21 protein-coding genes are annotated in these 19953 nt (G+C 65.2%); 13 read left to right on the plus strand and 8 right to left on the minus strand.

The features are described 5' to 3' along the window. Positions 1–88: 88 nt before the first annotated feature. Positions 89–985: a LysR family transcriptional regulator gene (locus LSO07_RS14100; RefSeq protein WP_151094834.1), complete on the minus strand. Its 897-nt coding sequence runs from the start codon at positions 983–985 to the stop codon at positions 89–91. Positions 986–1078: 93 nt separating this feature from the next. Between LSO07_RS14100 and LSO07_RS14105 the strand changes: the two genes are divergently transcribed. Beyond that, positions 1079–2506: an MFS transporter gene (locus LSO07_RS14105; RefSeq protein WP_151094836.1), complete on the plus strand. Its 1428-nt coding sequence runs from the start codon at positions 1079–1081 to the stop codon at positions 2504–2506. Here LSO07_RS14105 and LSO07_RS14110 read toward each other — a convergent pair. Both LSO07_RS14110 and LSO07_RS14115 read right to left on the minus strand, forming a co-directional pair. Continuing rightward, a complete protein-coding gene (locus LSO07_RS14110) occupies positions 2458–3177 on the minus strand; it encodes an SDR family oxidoreductase (RefSeq protein ID WP_151094838.1) in 720 nt (239 codons plus the stop codon). The genes LSO07_RS14105 and LSO07_RS14110 overlap by 49 nt on opposite strands. A 93-nt stretch (positions 3178–3270) precedes the next feature. After that, positions 3271–4131, minus strand: a complete 861-nt coding sequence (locus tag LSO07_RS14115; protein ID WP_151094840.1) for a LysR family transcriptional regulator — start codon at positions 4129–4131, stop codon at positions 3271–3273. 118 nt (positions 4132–4249) lie between these two features. Between LSO07_RS14115 and LSO07_RS14120 the strand changes: the two genes are divergently transcribed. From LSO07_RS14120 to LSO07_RS14145, 6 genes are all read left to right on the plus strand, one after another. Further along, on the plus strand, positions 4250–5788 hold the full coding sequence (locus tag LSO07_RS14120; RefSeq protein ID WP_225317301.1) for an MFS transporter: 1539 nt from the start codon (positions 4250–4252) through the stop codon (positions 5786–5788). Positions 5789–5860: 72 nt separating this feature from the next. After that, complete coding sequence (locus tag LSO07_RS14125; protein WP_151094842.1) at positions 5861–6658, plus strand: TOTE conflict system archaeo-eukaryotic primase domain-containing protein; 798 nt, start codon at positions 5861–5863, stop codon at positions 6656–6658. Between the two features lie 7 nt (positions 6659–6665). Beyond that, the gene (locus tag LSO07_RS14130) at positions 6666–7694 is read left to right on the plus strand and encodes a hypothetical protein (RefSeq protein WP_151094844.1); all 1029 of its coding nucleotides are present in this window, start codon (positions 6666–6668) and stop codon (positions 7692–7694) included. Between the two features lie 181 nt (positions 7695–7875). After that, positions 7876–8037 (plus strand): hypothetical protein, encoded by a 162-nt coding sequence (locus tag LSO07_RS14135; protein ID WP_191909672.1) that lies wholly within the window; start codon positions 7876–7878, stop codon positions 8035–8037. A gap of 92 nt (positions 8038–8129) precedes the next feature. Further along, positions 8130–8429 carry a hypothetical protein gene (locus LSO07_RS14140; protein ID WP_034788186.1) on the plus strand — a complete coding sequence of 100 codons (300 nt, stop codon included), beginning with the start codon at positions 8130–8132 and terminating at the stop codon, positions 8427–8429. A 133-nt stretch (positions 8430–8562) separates the two neighbouring features. Beyond that, on the plus strand, positions 8563–9132 hold the full coding sequence (locus tag LSO07_RS14145; protein ID WP_225317302.1) for a phospholipase D family nuclease: 570 nt from the start codon (positions 8563–8565) through the stop codon (positions 9130–9132). On the opposite strand, the gene LSO07_RS14150 is transcribed toward LSO07_RS14145, so the two are convergent. Further along, a complete protein-coding gene (locus tag LSO07_RS14150) occupies positions 9133–10017 on the minus strand; it encodes a LysR family transcriptional regulator (RefSeq protein WP_151094848.1) in 885 nt (294 codons plus the stop codon). A gap of 124 nt (positions 10018–10141) precedes the next feature. On the opposite strand from LSO07_RS14150, the gene LSO07_RS14155 reads away from it, so the two are divergent. Then, on the plus strand, positions 10142–11299 hold the full coding sequence (locus LSO07_RS14155) for an agmatine deiminase family protein (RefSeq protein ID WP_151094850.1): 1158 nt from the start codon (positions 10142–10144) through the stop codon (positions 11297–11299). Between the two features lie 11 nt (positions 11300–11310). Beyond that, positions 11311–12396: an agmatine deiminase family protein gene (locus tag LSO07_RS14160; RefSeq protein WP_151094853.1), complete on the plus strand. Its 1086-nt coding sequence runs from the start codon at positions 11311–11313 to the stop codon at positions 12394–12396. Positions 12397–12418: 22 nt separating this feature from the next. Here LSO07_RS14160 and LSO07_RS14165 read toward each other — a convergent pair whose 3' ends face one another. Then, complete coding sequence (locus LSO07_RS14165) at positions 12419–13480, minus strand: NAD(P)H-dependent flavin oxidoreductase (RefSeq protein WP_151094855.1); 1062 nt, start codon at positions 13478–13480, stop codon at positions 12419–12421. 97 nt (positions 13481–13577) lie between these two features. On the opposite strand from LSO07_RS14165, the gene LSO07_RS14170 reads away from it, so the two are divergent. Together LSO07_RS14170 and LSO07_RS14175 are read left to right on the plus strand one after the other, a co-directional pair. Beyond that, on the plus strand, positions 13578–14450 hold the full coding sequence (locus tag LSO07_RS14170; RefSeq protein WP_151094857.1) for a LysR family transcriptional regulator: 873 nt from the start codon (positions 13578–13580) through the stop codon (positions 14448–14450). Next, on the plus strand, positions 14450–15589 hold the full coding sequence (locus tag LSO07_RS14175) for a YbfB/YjiJ family MFS transporter (RefSeq protein WP_151094859.1): 1140 nt from the start codon (positions 14450–14452) through the stop codon (positions 15587–15589). Before LSO07_RS14170 ends, LSO07_RS14175 begins: the two co-directional genes overlap by 1 nt. A gap of 3 nt (positions 15590–15592) precedes the next feature. Here the strand turns inward: LSO07_RS14175 and LSO07_RS14180 are convergent, their stop codons facing one another. From LSO07_RS14180 to LSO07_RS14190, 3 genes are read right to left on the minus strand one after another with little or no spacing between them, the layout of a single operon-like run. Further along, positions 15593–16627 carry a serine hydrolase domain-containing protein gene (locus LSO07_RS14180; RefSeq protein ID WP_191909673.1) on the minus strand — a complete coding sequence of 345 codons (1035 nt, stop codon included), beginning with the start codon at positions 16625–16627 and terminating at the stop codon, positions 15593–15595. Next, positions 16618–17424 (minus strand): alpha/beta fold hydrolase, encoded by an 807-nt coding sequence (locus LSO07_RS14185; protein WP_151094863.1) that lies wholly within the window; start codon positions 17422–17424, stop codon positions 16618–16620. Before LSO07_RS14185 ends, LSO07_RS14180 begins: the two co-directional genes overlap by 10 nt. Next, on the minus strand, positions 17421–18437 hold the full coding sequence (locus LSO07_RS14190) for a M14 family zinc carboxypeptidase (protein ID WP_151094865.1): 1017 nt from the start codon (positions 18435–18437) through the stop codon (positions 17421–17423). The genes LSO07_RS14185 and LSO07_RS14190 overlap by 4 nt, the downstream gene beginning before the upstream one ends. A gap of 209 nt (positions 18438–18646) precedes the next feature. Between LSO07_RS14190 and LSO07_RS14195 the strand changes: the two genes are divergently transcribed. Both LSO07_RS14195 and LSO07_RS14200 read left to right on the plus strand, forming a co-directional pair. Then, positions 18647–19375, plus strand: a complete 729-nt coding sequence (locus tag LSO07_RS14195) for a hypothetical protein (RefSeq protein ID WP_151094867.1) — start codon at positions 18647–18649, stop codon at positions 19373–19375. After that, complete coding sequence (locus tag LSO07_RS14200) at positions 19372–19947, plus strand: RNA polymerase sigma factor (protein WP_092613534.1); 576 nt, start codon at positions 19372–19374, stop codon at positions 19945–19947. The genes LSO07_RS14195 and LSO07_RS14200 overlap by 4 nt, the downstream gene beginning before the upstream one ends. The last annotated feature ends 6 nt before the right edge of the window (positions 19948–19953 follow it).

The following is a 19953-nucleotide window of genomic DNA, read 5'->3' on the forward strand; positions in this document are numbered from 1 at the left end:
GAAAACAGCCACTATAGTCCTGCGCAGCCGCACGGTAAACGCGTGTTCGTTTGGTGACTGCGCATGCCCGGTGCGGGATTGCGCTGGCTCAAACCCGGGGATAGCGCAAGGTGTCGAGCAGCAAGGTAAACGCGGGAGAAGGGTGGCGCCGGCTCGGGTAATACAGCTTGTAGCCCGCGTACGCGGGGCACCAGTCGTCCAGCACGCGCACCAGCCTGCCATCGGCCACGTAGGGCAGCACCACGTCTTCGGCCATGCAGGCCACGCCCAGCCCATCGAGCGCCGAATGCAAGCGCATGGCCATGTTGTTGTAGATCATCTGTCCCTCCACCCGTACTTTCAGTTCCTGCCCATGCTTGGCAAACTCCCAGGCAAACAGGCCGCCCACGGTGGGCAGGCGCATGTTGATGCAGTTGTGCGCCATCAAGTCCTGCGGCGTGGCGGGCGGCGCATGGCGGCTGAAATACGCGGGCGAAGCGACGATGGCCATGCGGAAATCGGGACCGATGGGCATGGCGATCATGTCCTTGGCCACTTGCTCGCCCAGGCGCACGCCCGCGTCGCAGCGCGCGGCCACGATATCGGTCATGCCGTTGTCGACGACGACTTCGATGTTGATGTCGGGATAGTCCGGCAGCAACCGGGCGATGGCAGGTTGCAGCACCGTCAGCGCCGAGTGTTCTCCCGCACTGATGCGGATGTTGCCGGCCGGCTTGTCGCGCCGCTCGCTGAGCAGGGCCAGTTCCGCCTCGATCTCGTCGAAGCGGGGCGCCACCGTGCGCAGCAGCTGTTCGCCCGCTTCCGTGGGCGAGACGCTGCGCGTGGTGCGCACCAGCAGGCGCAAGTCGAGCCGTTCTTCCAGCGCCCGCACGGTCTGGCTCAGCGCCGACTGCGACACGCCCAGCTTGGCTGCCGCCCGGGTAAAACTGCCTTCGCGGGCCACGGCCACGAAGGCGAGGATGTCGTTGAAGTTGGTTTGTGCCATGGCGGATGTCTTTCCAATTCATTAGTTGCGCTAATAAGTTCATGCGGACTTTAGCATCTATTCATGGTAATGCGCCAGCCTTACAGTGTAGGCATGAAAACTGCTCCCGATTCCGCTATCCCCGCCGCGCCGCACAAGGCGGCCATCCTTGCCATCATCCTCGTCAGCTATGTGATGATCGTGCTCGACACGTCCATCGTGCTGACGGGTTTGCCGAAAATCCACCAGGAACTGGGCTTTACGGATACGGGCCTGGCCTGGGTGCAAAGCGCCTACACCCTGACGTTTGGCGGCTTGCTGCTGCTGGCCGCGCGCGCTGGCGATGCGCATGGCCGGCTCCGCCTGTTGCAGCTGGGCCTGGCGCTGTTCACGCTGGCGTCGCTGGCCATCGGCCTGGCGCAGTCGCCGGCCATGATGATTGCCGCGCGCGCCATCCAGGGCGTCGGCGCGGCCATTCTGGCGCCGTCGACCCTGGCCTTGCTGCAAACCACGTTTGCGGAGGGACGCGAACGCACGCGGGCCATCGCCCTGTACAGCGCCGTGGCGGGGATCGCCGCCAGCGTGGGGCTGGTGCTGGGCGGCGTGCTGGCCGAATGGCTGTCGTGGCGCGTGGGTTTCTTCATCAATCTGCCGATTGGCGCCGCCATGCTGGTGGCCGCGCGCCGTTTCATCGCGGAAAGCGCGCGCAGCGGGGGCAAGTTCGACGTGGCCGGCGCCGCCAGCTCGACCATGGGCATGTCGGCCCTCGTGTATGGCTTGATCCGCTCGGCCGGCGCCGGCTGGGGCGATGCCTTGACGCAGGGTGCGCTGGCGGCGGGCGTGCTGCTGCTGGCCGCCTTCATCTTCATCGAGCGCCGCGCCGCGCAACCGATCCTGCCGCTGCGACTGTTTGCCGATCGGCAGCGCAATGCCGCGTACGGGGCCAGGGTGCTGTTCCTGGGCGCCATGATCGGGTTTTTCTTCTTCACCACGCAATTTCTGCAAGTGGTGCTCGGCTATCCGCCCTCGTTGACGGGCCTGGCTTTCCTGCCCATGACCCTGGTCAACTTCGGCGTCGCCCTGTGCGTGCCGCGTTTGACGCGCCGCCTGGGCAATGCGCGCCTGCTGGCCACGGGACTGGGATTGACCCTGCTGGGCATGGCATGGCTGAGCCGCGTCGATGCGGGCACGGCTTACTGGCTGGGGGTGGCCTTGCCCATGGTGCTGATCGGCGCGGGGCAGGGCATGGCCTTGAGCCCCCTGACGGCGGCCGGCGTGGCCGGCGTGCCGGCGCGGGATGCGGGCGCCGCCTCGGGCATCGTCAACGTGGCGCACCAGCTGGGAAGTTCGCTGGGGCTGGCGGCGCTGGTGGCCGTGGCCGGCCTGGGCGCGGGCCAGCTGGCAGGCGTGCCCCTGCTGGCGCACCGCGTGACGGTGGCTCTGGGCAGCGCCTCTGCCATGCTGGCGCTGGCCTTGCTGCTGGTGCTGACTTGTCAGGCGCGGCCACCCAAGCTGCCGCCCCCATCCACCGCCAGCACCTGACCTGTCACGTAACTGGCTTGTTCCGATAGCAGGAAGCCGACGGCGGCGGCAATTTCATCGGGCTGTCCCAGGCGCCGCATCGGGATTGTTCCAAGAACCTGGCGTTCCATCTCGCTGCCGACGGGACGGGTCTTGCGGAACAGTTCCGTTTCCACGGGGCCTGGCGCGACCGCATTGACCGTCACGCCGTGTTCGGCCAATTCCAGGGCCCAGGTTCTCGTGCAGCCGACCAGGGCGCTTTTGGCGGCGGAATAGGCCGTGCGGTTCACGCTGCCGTGGATGGCACGGCTGCAGATATTGACTATCCGGCCATACCGGCGCTGCTTCATCGCCTCCACGAATTGCTGCGTCACCTGGATGGCGGCGCGCACGTTCAGATCGAAGACGTTCTGCAACGTGGCAAAGTTGATTTGCCCCAATGGCTGGGGCGAGGCAATGCCTGCATTGTTCACGATGCCGTCGATGTCAAACTGTTGTTCAAGCGCCTTGAGCACTGCCTCCGTCTGCGCCAGGTCGGCAAGATCGCAGGCCACCAGCGTGCCCGGAAAGTCCATGTCTTCGATGTGCCGCGCGATGCCGACGACCCGATGGCCTTGCTGATGCAGCAAGGTGCTGATGGCATAACCGATGCCGCGTGTCGCGCCAGTGACGAGAAAAGTACGGGATGTCATGGGAGAGGATTTCCTTTGGCCAGAAAATGCAGCTTGAAAGGGTACACTTTTTTGCCATTGCATGCTTCGCTGCCGGGCTTGCTGTCTGCGCTGTCATGCCGCCGCAGCGGTTGACCACTCGCGCAGCAATTGTCCGAACGCGTCGGCCGCCGCCGTGCTGCCGGCGGCCCGCCACAGCAGCTGGAACTGGGCGGCGGGCAGGGCGGGCAAGCCATGCTGGCCATCGATGACCACCATGCCCGCTTCCAGGTCGCCTTGCGGCAAGGCCGTGATGGCCAGCCCGGCCAGCACGGCGGCGCGCAAGCCCTGCTGGCTGGGCGAGGTGAACGCCACGCGCCAGTCGAGTCCGGCGCCATCGAGGGCGTCGACGCCCACTTGCCGGTGCATGCAGGGCGCCGGTGAAAACGCCAGCGGCAGGGGCAGCGCGCCGTCATGCCGGAAGTCAAGCGCCGCGGCCCAGACGAAGCGCGTGCGGCGCAGCACGGCCGCCTCATCTTGCCCGTCCGCCAGAACCATGACGACGGCCAGGTCCAGCGCATCGGCCGCGACCAGTTTTTGCAAGTCAAGATAGGTGCCCACCGTGACATCCAGGCGCACGGAGGGAAACAGATGCGCGAACTGCGCCAGCAGGGCCGGCAAGCGCGCGCCCATGAAATTTTCCGGCACGCCAAAGCGCACGGCGCCCGCAATCGAGGAGCGCTGGAAGCGCCGCGACAGCGCTTCCTGGGCTGCCAGGATCTGCCGCGCGTGGCGCAGAAAATCTTCGCCATCTTCCGTCAGGCTCAGGCTGCGCGTCGTGCGCACCAGCAGCGCCGTGCCCGCCTGCTCTTCCAGGCGGCGGATCTGGTGGCTGATGGCGGACTGGCTCAGGTGCAGCCGTTCGGCGGCGCGCGTAAAGCCGCCCGTGTCCTGGACTGCCACAAAGGCGCGCAGCAGGGCGGTGTCGAAGTCCATGGGGTTCCCGTGATTCATGATGAAAATGAATGAATTGTACAAAATTTTATCATTTCCCTCATGAGTCCTGGCTTTCTAGAATGGCGGCTCGCAGTGCGCCGCCTCCACGCGCGCCCCCATGACTACCGACATCAAGGCTTCGATGCACCTGACTACTTCACAACAAAACTCGCTGACCCTGGCCGCCGTGTGCCTGGCCTCGCTCATGTTCGGGCTGGAAATTTCCAGCGTGCCCGTCATCCTGCCCACGCTGGAAACCGTGCTGCATGGCGACTTCAAGGACTTGCAATGGATCATGAACGCCTACACCCTGGCCTGCACCACCGTGCTGATGGCCACGGGCACCCTGGCTGACCGCTATGGCCGCAAGCGCTTGCTGCTCGCCAGCCTGGCCCTGTTCGGCCTCAGTTCCCTCGCATGCGGCTGGGCCGGCAGCACTGGCGTGCTGATCGCCGCGCGCGCGCTGCAAGGCATGGCCGGCGGCGCCATGCTGATTTGCCAGGTGGCCGTGCTGTCGCAGCAGTTCCCGGCCGGCGCGGCGCGGGGCAGGGCGTTTGGCGCCTGGGGCATCGTGTTTGGCCTGGGCCTGGGCTTCGGCCCCATCATCGGCGCGGCCATCGTCGCGCTGTCAAACTGGCAATGGGTATTTCTCGTGCACGGCCCGCTGGCCGTCGTTGCGCTGCTGCTGGCGGGCCTGGGCGTGAGCGAGTCGCGCGACCCGCAGCGGCGCAAGCTGGACGTGGCGGGCATCGCTACCCTGTCGCTGGCCGTGTTCAGTCTGGCGTGGTGCATCACGCAGGGGCCGGCGCTGGGTTTCACGGACCCGCGCACGGTGGCCAGCCTGGCCGTGGCGCTGGCCGGTTTTGCCGCGTTTGCCGTCATCGAACGGCGCCAGGCCGAACCGATGATTGACTTTTCCGTGTTCCGCATCCGCCGCTTCTCGGGTGCGCTGCTCGGTTCGGCGGGCATGAACTGCAGTTTCTGGCCGCTCATGATTTATCTGCCCCTGTACGTGCAGCACTGTCTCGGCTATAGCAGCCTGGGGACGGGCCTGACCTTGCTGGCCTACACCTTGCCCACCTTGCTCGTGCCGCCGCTGGCCGAGCGGCTGGCGCTGCGCTACCGGGCCGATACGGTGATCCCTGCCGGCTTGCTGGCCATCGGCACGGGCTTGCTGCTGATGTGCTGGGGCAGCCATGCGGACGCCGCCAGCTGGCTGACGATCCTGCCCGGCTGCCTGCTGGCGGGCACCGGCCTGGGGCTGACGAATACGCCCGTCACCAACACGACGACGGGTGCCGTGCCGGGCGAACGGGCCGGCATGGCGTCCAGCATCGACATCAGCGCGCGCATGGTCAGCCTGTCCATCAATATCGCGCTGATGGGTTTTATCCTCGTCGAAGCCATGCAGTCCGCCTTGCGGCAGCACTTGCCCGGTGGACTGGACGCGGCCACCTTGCGCGCCATGGCGGAGAATTTGTCGGCAGGCAAGGGCGCCGCCGCGCTGCCGGATGGCGTGGCGAAGCTTGCGCTGGCACAAGGCTTTGGCGCCGTGATGCTGTACGGAGGCGTGGCGGCCTGCCTGTTCGCCGTGGCCAGCTGGCTGGTGTTTGGCGCCGGACGCTCGCGGCAGGCTTCCGGCATGCCGGCGCGCTGAGATACAGGGGCAGGGGAGGCTATAATCTGGGCACGTTGACAAGTGTTGCTCAACGTCATTAAGAGGCCGCCCATGCATAAACTGATTTCTGAACTCACCCGCCTGTATCTGTTCGATGAACAGCAGCAATACGTCGATGCGGACGGCGGCGCGCAGCCGCTGACGCCGGCCGTGCTGGCGCGCCATCTGTCGGGCGAGCAGACAGTAGCGGTGCAACTCGTGACCGGGAGTGGCCTGGCGCGCGCGCTGGTGCTGGAGTTTGGCGGCAAGGGCGGCGGCGAGGCGCACTGGAGCGCACTGTGCACGATCGCCAATGCCGTGCAGCACGAGCTGGACTTGCCGGCGCCCGCCGTCAGCATCTCGGGCACGGCGTTCCAGTTATGGCTGTCACTGGCCACGCCCGTGCCCGCCGCCCAGGCGCGCCAGTTCGTGCAGCTGCTGCGTTCCACTTTCTTGCCTGCCTCGACCGACATTCTCGCCGTCGCGCCGCCCGCTTACGTGGAGCAGGTGGCGCTGCCGCCCGCGTTGCAGCCGTCCGGCAAGTGGGCCGCCTTCATCCACCCCAGCATGGGCGCCGCCTTCGTCGACGAACCGGGCCTGGACATGCCACCGCCGCCAGCGGCCCAGCTGGGCTTCCTGGAAAGCTTGCGCAGCATCAACCCGGGACAATTCGCGCAGGCGCTGGCGAAGCTGCAGGGACATGCGGGCCTTTCGGAGTCTTCGCCAGCGCCTGTTCCCGTGGCCGCATCGCCTGTTGCATCTTCCGCCACCGCGCCAGGCTTGCTGTTGCAGGACGCCACCCTAGAAGACATCGTGCGCTGGCTGCATGCGCGCAACATCGAACCGACGTTCCGGCACCGGCTGCCGTAGCCACGGCATGTTCAGAACAATTGAAATTTCGCATGAAAGGCAGCATTCAATGGATTTCCATGTAGTCGCAAATTCCTATAATTGCTACGGCGGTCACACAACGTTGTCTCTGATCGGGGATTTTCTTCTCGCGGGCAGCGGCAATTTTGGCGGCGCGATTCAGGAAATTGCAGTTACGCTTCACTTCAGCGACTCTGGTCCGGCAAAGAAGACGCTGGAATCTCTGTTGGAGACGCACAACAATTTCCGCGCAACACTGCCCAAGGTCACTTATCGAAGAGCAAAGGGCAAGGTCGAGATTGCCATCGCCAGCGAATTGATGGAAGGCCGGGACTGGACGCATTCTTCAACATTATCTTTGCCACTTTTTAAAGCAGGTGTGGATGAAGTCATCCATGCATTAGGGCTATTGAGCAAGCGATTGAAGCGCACTGATGATTTTAGCCTGGAGAAATTTCTGGACCACTGTGAAGCTGCCAGGAAACGCGTCCCGGATTCCGAGGAAGCTCTTCAACTCCTGGCATCCGGGCTGAAGGCAGCGGCACAAGCCAAGCGCGATGGAATGTCAGCCTGGGAGCAGTTGGGAATCGACTGGGAAGACTTTCATCCCAAGGCACGCGAGATGTTGGATGATCCATTTTTTTGGAACTGCACGGACGATTTCTCGCCGAACGGCAATGATACTGGAGCCGATCTTCTGGAGAGCTATCGCGAGTGGCACAAGACGCACAAGGATGTCACGCCAATTCGATTCCTCGAGAAACTGGCAAAGCAGTGGGGATACGCCGACATACGCGCCATGGACGATGATGTGCGCTGCGAAGCGTCGATTGCTCTCGCATTTGCGGAGATAAAGTTAAGAGCGGCATGCAACCAACAGGCGCGACAACTGGCATTGGACGCTATCGGGCAGCAAAGAGCCCAGGCGCTGGCCGCGGGGGATTGGTCTCATCGCGAAGAAAAGCTGGATGCCTTGAATCAGATCGAAGCAAAGTTGAAGCAAATGGATCACACCATGGTGCATTTGACGGACTGAGGCGCAGAGATTACTTTGACGTTCAATGTGACTTCAAGCGGCAGCAATGGGGCGGAAGCTACCAACGACAGCAGCCAGAAGCGGACTTTTCGTTGGCAATTATTTAAATAAGAAAACATGCACCCACCGTGGAATTTTACCTTTTAGTTTAGGAATGAAAAAAATTCCAAGGAGAAAAGCCGTGGACCATAAGAAAAACAGCAGATTTACACTCAAAGATGTCTTGATGAAAACCAATGCTCAGCGTCTTTCTGAGGCACCAAGAAGCGAGAAAATTATTCATTATGTTTTTGTTTTTGGCATTGCGATTGTTATAGTGGCCTCTCTTGTTTTTATGGATTGATTTTTACTCATATAATCTATGGAAACTAATGCCACAGCATTACAGTTTAAAGAATCGCACAAGAAAATAATGTTTTATATTTTAGAGATACGATGTATTTCTTAAAAGCAATGCTGCTTGTCGTAACGCCGTTGCTAACAGTACAGCCTACATTTGCGTTTGAGTCCTCGGGCAAAGTTGCGGATGTCGCAATCCGTGCTCTCGCCGATCAGACTGCAAAACAGCTCGCGCAAAATGAACTCGATGGCGTTTACGCATCTATGTCGCCTAAACTCAAATCGGTCTACTCCCGCGATGAGTGGGTAAAGCCAGCATGGGGTATGCAAAGAATCTTCGGATGCATTGAATCGTTTGATTTTGAAGCCATCAACTACGGAAAGCGAGGCGTTTAGTTAGAGTGTTGCGACCACCGATTGAATCCGCAGACGACAGCGGACGGTCGCCCAGGCGACGAGTCTACCTGCAGGCTGTATCCACATTTTTTGTTCGTCCAGCCCCGATTATTGAAACAGGGAAATGCCTGCGATGAAAAATCTTGTACTTGCCGTTGCGCTGTGCCTGGATAACGGCGTTCCGCCAGCGGCGCTTGCCGCCGACGCCGCGCCCACAGTCACCATCGAGAACGCGTTTTCGCCCGATGGCGGGGCGGAGGCGCTGGTGCTCAAGGTCATCGATAGCGCGGCGTCGACGATACGGCTGGCCGCCTATTCGTTCAGCTCGCCCCATGTGGTCGAGGCCTTGCTGCGGGCGCGGCAGCGGGGCGTGGATGTCAGGGTGCTGGCCGATACGCGGCGCAACGCGCGCAAGAACAGCCGGGCCGCGCTGGACCGGCTCGTCGGTGCGGGCATTCCCACGCGCCTGATTTCCCGCTATGCCTTGCATCACGACAAGTACATCGTGGCCGATGGCGTGACCGTGCAGAACGGCAGCTTCAATTACACGGCCGATGCGGCCACCGCCAACAGCGAAAATGTGCTCGTCGTGTGGAATAGCGAGCGCCTGGCGCAGTCGTACCTGGCGCACTGGGAAAACCGCTGGGCCAGCGGCATCGACTATGCGCGAAGGCCTGCCGCGGCACTTGCGCCGCGGCCCTGATCATTGCCCCTGCGCGCGCAGCCAGTCGAACACTTGCCCGACGATGGGCGAACGCGGGTGCTCCGCCACGCCCGACAGCCACCAGGTGGCGCCGGGCACGCGCGGGTAAGCGGGCAGGACGTGCAGCTGGCCACGCGCCAGGCTGGCATTGGCCAGCAAGCGGGGCAGGCAGGCGATGCCGCGTCCATCCAGGGTGGCGTCGAGCAAGAGGCGCGCATCGTCATAGATGGCCCGCTTGCGAAAGCGCGCCAGCGGGCCCAGGAACAATGGTGCCGTAGTGTCGCCCGTCAAGCTTTCTTCCAGGCAAACCAGATCCGCGTGCAGGTGATGCACATCCTGCGGCACGCCGGCCAGCCGCGCCGCCAGCTCGCTGTTGGCGACCATCACCCATTCATCGCGCAGCAGGGGGATTTCCTGCAAGTCCGGCTGCAGGATGGGGCGCTCGCCGATGGCGATATCGACGTCGATTTCATCGACGAAGCGGGCGCTCTCGTCGACCGACAGCAGCAAGCACAGTTCGGGCAGCCGCGTTTCCAGTTCCCGCAGCCGGGGCTGCAGCCAGCCGTGCAGCAGGGGCGCCGGACATACCAGCACGACCAATCCCGGATCGAGATAGGTGGCGATGCGCCCCAGGCCGCTGCGCAGCACGGTCATCGAGCGCTGCACGCTGCGCAGCAGCACTTCGCCCGCCACCGTCAGTTCCACGCCCCGTCCCGCGCGGCGGAACAGCGGCTGCTTGACCTGTTCTTCCAGCAATTGCACCTGGTGGCTGATGGCCGACTGCGTCACGTGCAGCTCGTCGGCCGCGCGCGAGAAATTGCCGTGGCGGGCCGCTGCCTCGAAACCCATCAACAACTTCAGCGAAGGAATGCGATGTTCTGACATATGAGAAAATCTAATGAATTAAGGTAAATCATATCATTTGTTTTCATGTCTTGATCGCTCCACAATGCCGTCCATGCCAGCGCATCGACTGCGCGGCACTCTGACTAACTAATCAAGGATGGATATGAACACACGTCGATATTTCTTGCGTCATTGCATGCTGGGCGGCAGCGCGCTGGCCATGGGCGGCATGCTGGCCGGCTGCGGCGGCGGCACGCCGGAAACGGGCCCGGTGGCGCCAGTGCCGCCCATCATCAGCGGCGGTGGCGTCAACCAGACCGACGGCTGGCGCATGCCCGACGAGGCCGAAGCCCACAAGGCGACGTGGATGGCGTATGGCGCCTCGAACGCCGTCTGGACGCGCGCGCAAGTGCCGCAGGTGCAGCTGGCGCTGGTGCGCATCGCCAACGCCATCGCTGCGCATGAACCCGTCAACATGCTGGTGCGCCCGGACGAGCTGGCCAGTGCGCGACCCTTGTTCGATGCGCGCGTGAACCTGATTCCCGCCGAGATGGACGATGTCTGGATGCGCGACACGGGGCCTGTCTTCGTGCGCAAGCCGAATGGCGAGCGGGCCGGCGTGAAGTTCAACTTCAATGGCTGGGGCAACAAGCAGCAGTCCGGCAAGGATAGGCAGGTGGCCGACGTGGTCGCCGCCCAGGCCCGGGTGCCGCTGCTGGCCACGCGCCTGGTGCTCGAAGGCGGGGCCCTGGAAGTCGATGGCAAGGGCACGGCCATCATCACGGAAAGCTGCGTGCTCAACAGCAACCGCAATCCGGGCTGGAGCAAGGCCGATTGCGAAGCGGAACTGCTGCGCCTGCTGGGCATCCGCAAGGTCATCTGGCTGCCAGGCATCAAGAACAAGGACATCACGGATGCCCACACGGACTTTTACGCCCGTTTCGTGCGCCCCGGCGTGGTGGCGGCGCACCGCGAGATGGACCCGGAATCGTACGATTACGCGCTGACCCGGCGCCACCTGGAGATCTTGCGCGGCGCCACCGATGCGGATGGCCAGCCGCTGCAGATCGTCGTCATCGACGGCCCCGAGAAAATTCGGCCAGGAAACAACCCGAATACCTTCGCCGCCGGCTACATCAATTATTATGCCACCAGCAACGCCATTTTCCTGCCGGAATTCGGCGACGCGCAAGCGGACGCCAGCGCCAGGGCGCAGTACGCGCAACTGTATCCGGGCCGTGCCGTGATCCAGATCAATATCGATCCCATCGCGGCCGGTGGCGGCGGCATCCATTGCACCACGCAACAGGAAATTGCATAAAGGAGATCAGCATGCAACGACGACATTTCCTCACTGGCACCATGGGCCTGGCGGCGGCCGTGGGCTTGCCGGCCTTGCCCGCCCTGGCGGCGGGCGCGGGTTGGCGCATGCCCGACGAAGGCGAGCGCCACGCCGCCACCTGGATGGCCTTCGGCGCGAATGACGAGGTATGGGGCAAGCGCCTGAAGGCGGGCGCGCAGGCGGACCTGGCGCGCATCGCGCAGGCGATTGCCAGCGTCGAACCCGTGCACATGCTGGTCAACGAGGAAGACTACGACGTGGCGGCTCGCCTGTGCGGCAACAAGGTCAAGCTGCTGGTGCAGCCTATCGACGACCTATGGATGCGCGACACGGGCCCCGTCTTCGTCAGGAAGGCGGGCGGCGCGCTGGCCGGCGTGAACTTCAATTTCAATGGCTGGGGCGAAAAGCAGGACTATGACGACGATACGCTCGTGGCCCCTTTCGTGGCCGGACGCGCCGGCGTGGCCCTGCTGGAAAGCAGCCTGGTGCTGGAAGGGGGCGGCATCGAAGTCGATGGCCAGGGCACGGCCATCATCACGGAAAGCTGCGTGCTGAACGCCAACCGCAACCCTGGCGTCGGCAAGGCAAAGTGCGAGCTGGAATTGCGCCGGCTGCTGGGCATCGAGAAAGTCATCTGGCTGCCCGGCATTGCAGGCCAGGACATCACCGATGGCCACACGGATTTCTATGCCCGCTTCTGCGCTCCCGGCGTCGTCGCGGCCGGCTTCGACAGCGACCCATCCTCGCCCGAGCACGCCGTTACCCGGCGCCACCTCGACATCCTGCGCAAGGCCACGGATGCGCGCGGCCGTGCGCTGCAGGTGGTAGTCTTGCCCGGACCTGGTTCAGTTCGTCCGCGCTATGAAAACAAGGACTTCGCCGCCGGCTACATCAATTTCTATGTCTGCAACGGCGCCGTGCTATGCCCGGAATTCGGCGATGCGACAGCCGACCGCAACACCAAAGCTATCCTGCGCGAACACTTCCCCAGGCGCGACATCGTGCAGCTGAATATCGACGCCATCGCGGCCGGTGGCGGCGGCATCCACTGCACCACGCAGCAGCAGCCGGCATAGGCATGCCTGTCCGGCGGACGACTCAATCCGCCATTTCCCGGATCAGCGCGGCCACCAGCTGCGCCGCCCCCATTTCCCGCGCCAGCGGCGCGCCCTGGCCGGCCCATTGGGCGGCGAATTCACTGTTGCCGTGCTGGCTGGCTGCCGCGTTCAATTGTTTGGCGGCATCGTAGGCGACGGGATAGTCGGCCGGCGGCGGGCTGCCCGGCGCTTCGCCATGTTCGATCAGGCGGTTCACCATGCCGCGCGCCAGGCGTCCCGAGAGGGCCGCCGTCAAACGCGTTGCCGCCGCCCGTTCGCTTTTCAGGTTGGCCCGGTAGCTGGCGTTGGCCGAGGATTCCGGGCACAGCACGAACGCCGTGCCCAGCTGGGCGGCCACGGCGCCCAGGTCCAGCGCGGCGCGGATGCCTTGTCCATCCATGATGCCGCCGGCGGCGATCAGGGGCAGGGTAGTGCGGCCCGCCAGCAGGCGCAGCAGCACGGTGGTGCTGTGGCGCTCGTCCGGCGCCTGCGGGTCGAAGACGCCGCGATGCCCGCCCGCTTCTACGCCCTGCGCCACGATGGCGTCGACGCCCGCCTGTTCGATGAGCGCCGCCTCGCGCAGATTGGTGGCCGTGGCCAGCGTGTAGACGCCGGCCTGGCGCAGGGTGGCAATCTGCTGCTGCGTCGGCAAGCCGAAGTGGAAGCTGGCGACGGCGGGACGCAGTTCCAGCAACAGGGCAAACGCCGCCTCATTGCCGATGAACGTTTGATATATCTCGTCGAGTTGCACTGGCACGGCCGCGCCCAGCTCCGCAAACAGGGGCGCCAGGTGGGCCAGCCAGGCCGCTTCGCGCCGCGCATCCCGTGCCGCCGGCGCATGGCAGAACACATTCACATTGAAGGGGCCATCCGTCAGCGCGCGCGTGTCTTCGATCATCTGGCGCGCCTGCGCCACCGTGCCGGCGCCGATGGCCAGGGATCCCAGGCCGCCCGCGTTCGAGACGGCAGCGGCCATGCGAGGCGTGGAGACGCCCGCCATCGGCGCCTGAATGATGGGGCATTGCAGGCCGAGGCGGTCGAGGAAGGGCTGGATTGACGTCATGGTATTTCCTTCACGAAGTTGAGGACGCTTGAGGATGCTGTGCATTATTCGTATTTGAAGAATATAATAGCATAATCATTTTTAAAAAGAGAATACTATGGAGTCGGAATCATTGCGGATTTTTTGCTCGGTCGCCAGTGAACTGAGCGTCACCCAGGCCGCCGCCCGACTGGGCCGCGCGCCGTCCAGCGTCACCACGCGCATCCAGCAACTGGAAGCCGATATCGGCGCGGAATTGTTCGTGCGCACAAATAAACGCATGGCCCTGACTGCGGCGGGCGAGCGCTTTCTCGAGTATGCGCAGCGTTTGCTGGCGCTGGAGGAGGAAGCCCGGCACGTCGTCACGGGCGGGCGCGAGGGGGGCACCTTGCGCATCGGCAGCATGGAAAGCACGGCGGCCAGCCGCTTGCCTGCGCTGCTGGCCGCGTATCACGCCGGTTATCCGGGGACGCGCCTGGAGTTGAGCACGGGGCCGTCGCGCCCCCTGATCGAGCAGGTGCGCACGGGCTTGCTCGACTGCGCCTTCGTGGCCTTGCCGCCGTCGTTCGGCGGCGGCGCCGCCCTGGCGGAGCTGGGCCTGGCATCGAGGGCCGTGTGGCGCGAGGAGCTGTGCTTGCTCCTGCCGGCCAGCGAAGCGTCCGTGCGGCATGCCGCAGACGTGCGCACGCGTTCGCTGGCGGCCTTCCCGCAGGGCTGCACCTACCGCGGCATCGCCGAAGAGGTGCTGGGCGTGGCCGGCAGCACGCAGTGGCGGGTGCAAGAGCTGAGTTCGTATCACATCATGATCGCCTGCGTGGCGGCCGGCGCCTGCGTGACTTTGCTGCCGGCCAGCGTGCTGGCGCTGTCCGACGCGCCTGCCACCTTGACAACGCTGCCCGCAGGGCAAATTGACACTGTGCTGGTCTGGCGCGCGGGATTCGACCTGCCCGCCTTTCAGCATTTGCTGGCGCAAGTCGCCAAGGCGGCGTGATGAGTGCGCCGGCCAGGCTGCGCGCGGCCATCGCCGCGGCCGTCATCCTCGCCATCGGCATGGGCTTTGGCCGCTTCGCCTTCACGGCCATCTACCCGCATATGGTCAAGGAAGGCGTCTTGAGCTTGCGCGACGGCAGCCTGGCCGCCTCGGCCAACTATGCGGGCTATCTGCTGGGCGCCATCCTGGCCATGCGCGCGCGGGCCCACAGCGCACACAGGCTGAGCCTGTGGTCGGTGGCCGGCACGGCGTTGTGCCTGGGCGTGCTGGCCTTGCCGATGCCCGTCTGGCTCTTCGTGACGGTGCGCGGCGTGGCGGGCGTGTTCAGCGCCCTGGCCATGGTGGCCGCCTCGCTGTGGCTGCTGGAACAGCGACGGCATGCGCGCGGCGCGCCGCTGCTGTACGCGGGCGTGGGTGCCGGCATCGCCGTCTCGGCCGAATTGCTGGTGCTGGCATCGCAGCTGGGCTGGCACAGCGCCGGCATGTGGCTGCTGCTGGCCGGCGTCACCGTGCTGGCGGGGCTGGCGGCCGCGCCCGCCATTACCGCCAGCGGCGAGGCAACGCCGGATGCGCCGGCGCAACCGGCCGCATCGGTCTTGGCGCCCGTGGCGCCCTGGCCGCTGGTGCTGATCTACGGACTGGCGGGACTCGGCTACATCGTCACGGCCACGTATCTGCCCGTGCTGGTCAAGACGGCCTTGCCCGGGCTGAATTCCGCCCATGTGTGGGCCGTGTTCGGCCTGGGCGCGGCGCCCTCGTGTTTCCTGTGGTACCGGCTGCATGAGCGTCTGGGCACGCGCCAGGCGCTGCGGCTGAACTTGCTGCTGCAGGCGCTGGGCGTGGCCTTGCCCGTGCTGGCCCCATCGGCCGCCGGCTACTTGTTCAGCGCCATCCTCGTCGGCGGTACGTTTGTCGGTACGGTCACCATCGCCATGCCGGCCGCGCAGCGGGCGGCAGTCAAGGCGGGCAAGTTTGGTTCGAACATGATGGCCATCATGACGGTGGTGTATGGCATCGGACAGATCATCGGCCCCGTGCTGGCCGGCAGCCTGTATGCCCAGTCGCACAGTTTCAACAGCGCATTATTGGCGGCGGCCGGCGCGCTGCTGCTGGCCATTGTGGTGAGCCTGCGTCTGTAAACCTCAGAGGCCGAATGCGCAACGCATGAAGTCGCGCCGCAGTTCATTGACCCGGGCGGAATCGCGCGTGTAGTACAGCTTGTTTGTCAGCAGCACCGCATAGCGGCCGCGCCGGGGGCTGAGCCACATGGCCGTGCCGGTGAAACCCTGGTGACACCAGACGTCGTCTTGCGGCCCGCTGCCTGCCGCAGGGTGCCAGAACAGGCCGCGTGACGGCTGCAGCGCGCCCGTCTGCAGCGTCAGCGAGGCGCGTACCCAGCCGGCATCGAGTACAGCGCCATGCAGGCCCGGCGCCAGCATGGCCCGCAGGAAGCGTTGCAGGTCCGGCACATTGGAAAACAGCCCGGAGATGCCGCATACGCCGCCCAACAGACGGGCCGAAAAATCATGCACTACGCCGCAAAGGTGGGCGCCCGCCTGCTCGCAATACTCGGTGGGCGCGACCAGCTGGCCGTGCCGTGGCGTCACAGGGCCGAATCCCGTGGCGGCCATGCCCAGCGGCCGCAGCACATGCTCGGCCAGGGCCTGGTCCAGGGGCGTGCCCAGCAGCCGCTCGATGACAAAGCCGAGGATCAGGGCCGCGCGGTCCGTGTATTCGACAGCTTGACCTGGTATGCCTTCCAGCGGTTCGCGCAGCACGCCGCGCACGATATCGTCGTACACCTCGCCATAGCTGGCGCGCAGGCGCGCGCGCAGCGGCAGACCGGCCGTATGCGTGAGCAGCTGGAAAATCGTGATGGGCGCCAGTGCATGCCCCTGCGTGCCGGGCAACACGTCGGCCAGCCGGCTGTCCAGGCGCAGGCGTTTCTGGCTAATCAGCCTGCCAGTCAGCGACCAGACGCTGATGATCTTGGTCAGCGAAGCGATGTCGAACAGGGTGCCGACCTGCATCGCGGCGCTGGCGGGCTCGGGCGTGAGCCGCCCGGCCGCGCCCGCCACGCCGTGGTGGACGGTGCCCATGGCCCAGGCCGCGCCTGGAAAAATCTGTTCGTGCACGCCGGCTTGCACCAGTTCTGCCAACTGTTCCGTTATCTGCATGATGATTGCGCTGTGTGTGTGCTGTCATGGCTTGTCGCTTCCGCCCCCAGCCAGCGCGCCACCGACTGCGCCAGCCATTCGCCCTCGTCGAGCGGCAGGTCGTGGCCGGCGTCGCCGTGGATCAGGCAATCGGCTTGCCAGGCGCGCGCCAGGCGCTGCGAACAGCGGTGGTCGACCAATAGGTCTTGCGCGCCGGCCATCACCAGCACGGGCATGGGCGGGCGGATGAGGGGCGCGCGGTAGCGGGCGGCCGACAGCAGTTGGCGCAGCGCATTGCTGCGGCTCACCGGGTATTCCTGCTGATAAGTCAACCAATCGGCCAGCAGCGCAGGGTTGCCGCCAGCATGCCGGCGGCTGGTCAGGCGCAATATCAGCGCTTCCTGGCTACTTTGGTCGCCCAGCAGCAGCTGGCGCAGCAGGGCGCCGTAGTTTTGCCAGCGCAGGCGCCGGTAAAACGGGCTGTATGGCCGCATGCTGGTGTTGATGAGCACGCAGCGAGCGATTTCCTGCGGGTAGCGGTGAGCCCATTCCACGGCCACCATGCCGCCCAGCGACAGGGCCAGCAAGTGGTAGGGCGCCGGGATGCCCCGCGCCAGCAGCTCCCGGCGGCAGGCTTCCACCATGGCGGCCACGCGGGTGGCGCTGTCGTGCGCGTGGCGCGTGCCATTGCCGGGCAAGTCGGGCGTGACGATGCTGGCGCCGGGCAGGGCGCGCGCGAGGGTCGCGGGAAAGCTTCCCCAGTGGCGCTGTTCGCGCATCAGGCCGCGCAGCAGGACCCAGGTGGACGATCCGCTCATGATTCGTACCATTGCGCCAGCGCGCGCCGGCGCTGCGCCTTGCGCAGCAAGCCTTCCGGCATCCAGCGGCCGTGGCTGCTGGCGGCGCGCATGAGGAAATCGAACCAGACCAGGTGCCGCCGCAGCACGCGTTGCAAGCGGTGCGCGGCCGTGGGGTTGAAGATGCTGACCCGGTTGAACAGCTGGCGCGGGTTTTTCTTGACCCACAGCCACGAGCCCATTTCCAGCGTCAGCGGCAGGAACACGCGCCCGCTGTAGCTGGTGCCGTTCAGGTACAGATAGTCCCACAGGTCGCCATGCGTGCGGTATTGCCGGCTTTGCGGCTCGAACACATAGTTGTGGTTCGGGTAGCTCTGGCTGAACAGCTCTTCCAGCGCGCCGATCTCGGCCAGGTGTTCGATGGGCACCTTGGTGTGCGCATGGGGAAACCAGATGCGGTCGCGCAAGCCGAAACCGGAATGGCAATCGAGGGCGATGCTGAACTGGCGCGACAGCAGTTCGCGCTCGACCAGGTCGCACACGGCCTGGCTTTCCAGCTCCATCGGGCCATCCGCCGCGCCCCGGTACCAGGGCAGGCGGGCGCTGTAGCGCTGTCCGCCGAGCATGAACGGCACTTTTTCGCGCGCGCTCAGCGGCGCATTGCGCATCAGGTCCACGCCCTGCGGATTGCAGCGCGTGGCTTGCCACATGCCGCCCGGATTAACCAGCGGCATGAACACGAGGCGCATGCTTTCCAGCTGCTGGTGCAGGGTGGCATCCCAGCGCAGGCGGGCGACCAGGCTTTCCAGGAAAGACAGGATGACTTGCGTGCCGATGCGTTCGAGGCCGTGAATGCCGCCGAAAAAGCCCAGCACGGGCACGTCGGGACTCGGATTGCCCAGCGCAATTGCGTACACGGGAAACTCGCGTCCATCCATGGCGATGCTGCAGGGCGCGGCCACTTCCAGGTGGCTGCCGCCCTCGTCGATGAGGCGCTTCAGCATGACCAGCTCGGGCAGATTCTTTTCGATCATCAGGCGTCTGAAAGGGAAAGTGACAGCCAGTGTAGCCGAAATCACTGCCGCGCCAGACGTCCCGCATGGCGAAATGTGCGCACGCTGGCCATGTCACGAAGCCGTCATTTTTTGTGTGTAGGCTATTGCAGTTGATACAAGAATTATCACTTGGCAATACCTCGTTTCCGCATATTTTCACCCTCACACGATAGCGACACGATAGCGATATGACAGGCAGCCCGGCATCCGTTCATGTGCTAGCGCTGGCCGGATACCTGGTACTGCTGGGTTTCCTGGCCGCGGTGGGACCCGTACGGGCGCAGCCGGCCGATGGCCCCGTGCTGCAGTTCGATATCGCCGCGCAAAACCTCGGCGACGCGCTGGATCTCTACAGCCGCCGTACGGGCATCGCCGTGCTGATGGATCAGCGCTACGCGCAGCGCCAGTCAGCCTCCGTGCGCGGCGCCCATGCGGCCGGCGCGGCCCTGCAATCCTTGCTGGAGGGTACTGGGCTGCAATCGCGCCTGTCCGATGCGCAAGCCGTCATCGTGTATGCCCCGGCAGGCGCAGCCGAGCTGCCGCAGGCCGCCGTCGTGGCCGCCGCCGACATACCGGGTGCCACGCAGGGCGGCGGCGACCATGCGGCCTATGTGAGCCGCCTGCAGCACGTACTGCTGGGGCTGCTGTGCCGCGCGGCGCAGACGCGTCCCGGCGGCTACCGCCTGGCGCTGCAGCTGTATCTGAACCGTGCCGGCGTGGTGGACCGCGTGCACCTGCTCGACAGCACCGGCTTGCGCGCGCGCGACACGGCCATCGCTCGCGTGGTGCTGGGCATGCGCGTGGGCGCGGCGCCGCTGCCGTCGATGCCGCAGCCCGTTTCCATCCTGCTGCTGCCGCAAGGGCCGGGCAGCGAAGTCGATTGCGCTTCCAGCATGCTGGGTAGCAACGCGCCATGAGCATGCCCGACCTGCGCACCAGGCTGAAACGCCATCTCAGTTCGCGCTATGCCGTGCTGCGCTGGCGCCTCGAACGGGTGGTCGGCTGCAAGCACCATGCGGCCGATGCGCTGCAGGAAACCTGGCTGCGCCTCGAAGCGATGGTGGCGCCTGGCCCCGCTGCCGCGCCCGTCCACAATCCCGACGCCTATCTGCTGCGCATGGCGGCCAATATCGCCACCGACGCGTATCGCCGCGACCGCATCATCGTCACCGAGCGCGAACGCGAAGAGCTGATGCACATGGCCGACGAGGCGGGCGACGACATCAGCGACCCGGCGCGCATCGTCTCGGCGCGGCTCGACGTGCAGGCGCTCGACGCGGCCCTGGCAGGCCTGTCGCCGCGCCGCCGCGCCATCCTGACGGCGGCGCGCATCGACGGCATGCTCAACGCGGAAATCGCCGAGCGCTTCGGCATTTCCGTGGCGATGGTGAAGAAAGAATTGCAGGCCGCCATGCAACACTGTAAAACGTGCATGGCCGATGCCGATGCCGCCCAGCGCAGCGATGTGTCGGGCCGCCGTAAATATTGATGAATC

It is taken from the genome of Janthinobacterium sp. PLB04, from assembly GCF_021165895.1.
In the GTDB taxonomy this organism is placed as follows: domain Bacteria; phylum Pseudomonadota; class Gammaproteobacteria; order Burkholderiales; family Burkholderiaceae_D; genus Janthinobacterium; species Janthinobacterium lividum.

What these genes read in the sequence shown, in the direction of transcription:
- LSO07_RS14100 (WP_151094834.1), bottom strand. Translation starts at nt 985, where the DNA reads ATGGCACAAACCAACTTCAACGACATCCTCGCCTTCGTGGCCGTGGCC.
- LSO07_RS14105 (WP_151094836.1), top strand. Translation starts at nt 1,079, where the DNA reads ATGAAAACTGCTCCCGATTCCGCTATCCCCGCCGCGCCGCACAAGGCG.
- LSO07_RS14110 (WP_151094838.1), bottom strand. Translation starts at nt 3,177, where the DNA reads ATGACATCCCGTACTTTTCTCGTCACTGGCGCGACACGCGGCATCGGT.
- LSO07_RS14115 (WP_151094840.1), bottom strand. Translation starts at nt 4,131, where the DNA reads ATGGACTTCGACACCGCCCTGCTGCGCGCCTTTGTGGCAGTCCAGGAC.
- LSO07_RS14120 (WP_225317301.1), top strand. Translation starts at nt 4,250, where the DNA reads ATGACTACCGACATCAAGGCTTCGATGCACCTGACTACTTCACAACAA.
- LSO07_RS14125 (WP_151094842.1), top strand. Translation starts at nt 5,861, where the DNA reads ATGCATAAACTGATTTCTGAACTCACCCGCCTGTATCTGTTCGATGAA.
- LSO07_RS14130 (WP_151094844.1), top strand. Translation starts at nt 6,666, where the DNA reads ATGTTCAGAACAATTGAAATTTCGCATGAAAGGCAGCATTCAATGGAT.
- LSO07_RS14140 (WP_034788186.1), top strand. Translation starts at nt 8,130, where the DNA reads ATGTATTTCTTAAAAGCAATGCTGCTTGTCGTAACGCCGTTGCTAACA.
- LSO07_RS14145 (WP_225317302.1), top strand. Translation starts at nt 8,563, where the DNA reads ATGAAAAATCTTGTACTTGCCGTTGCGCTGTGCCTGGATAACGGCGTT.
- LSO07_RS14150 (WP_151094848.1), bottom strand. Translation starts at nt 10,017, where the DNA reads ATGTCAGAACATCGCATTCCTTCGCTGAAGTTGTTGATGGGTTTCGAG.
- LSO07_RS14155 (WP_151094850.1), top strand. Translation starts at nt 10,142, where the DNA reads ATGAACACACGTCGATATTTCTTGCGTCATTGCATGCTGGGCGGCAGC.
- LSO07_RS14160 (WP_151094853.1), top strand. Translation starts at nt 11,311, where the DNA reads ATGCAACGACGACATTTCCTCACTGGCACCATGGGCCTGGCGGCGGCC.
- LSO07_RS14165 (WP_151094855.1), bottom strand. Translation starts at nt 13,480, where the DNA reads ATGACGTCAATCCAGCCCTTCCTCGACCGCCTCGGCCTGCAATGCCCC.
- LSO07_RS14170 (WP_151094857.1), top strand. Translation starts at nt 13,578, where the DNA reads ATGGAGTCGGAATCATTGCGGATTTTTTGCTCGGTCGCCAGTGAACTG.
- LSO07_RS14175 (WP_151094859.1), top strand. Translation starts at nt 14,450, where the DNA reads ATGAGTGCGCCGGCCAGGCTGCGCGCGGCCATCGCCGCGGCCGTCATC.
- LSO07_RS14180 (WP_191909673.1), bottom strand. Translation starts at nt 16,627, where the DNA reads ATGCAGATAACGGAACAGTTGGCAGAACTGGTGCAAGCCGGCGTGCAC.
- LSO07_RS14185 (WP_151094863.1), bottom strand. Translation starts at nt 17,424, where the DNA reads ATGAGCGGATCGTCCACCTGGGTCCTGCTGCGCGGCCTGATGCGCGAA.
- LSO07_RS14190 (WP_151094865.1), bottom strand. Translation starts at nt 18,437, where the DNA reads ATGATCGAAAAGAATCTGCCCGAGCTGGTCATGCTGAAGCGCCTCATC.
- LSO07_RS14195 (WP_151094867.1), top strand. Translation starts at nt 18,647, where the DNA reads ATGACAGGCAGCCCGGCATCCGTTCATGTGCTAGCGCTGGCCGGATAC.
- LSO07_RS14200 (WP_092613534.1), top strand. Translation starts at nt 19,372, where the DNA reads ATGAGCATGCCCGACCTGCGCACCAGGCTGAAACGCCATCTCAGTTCG.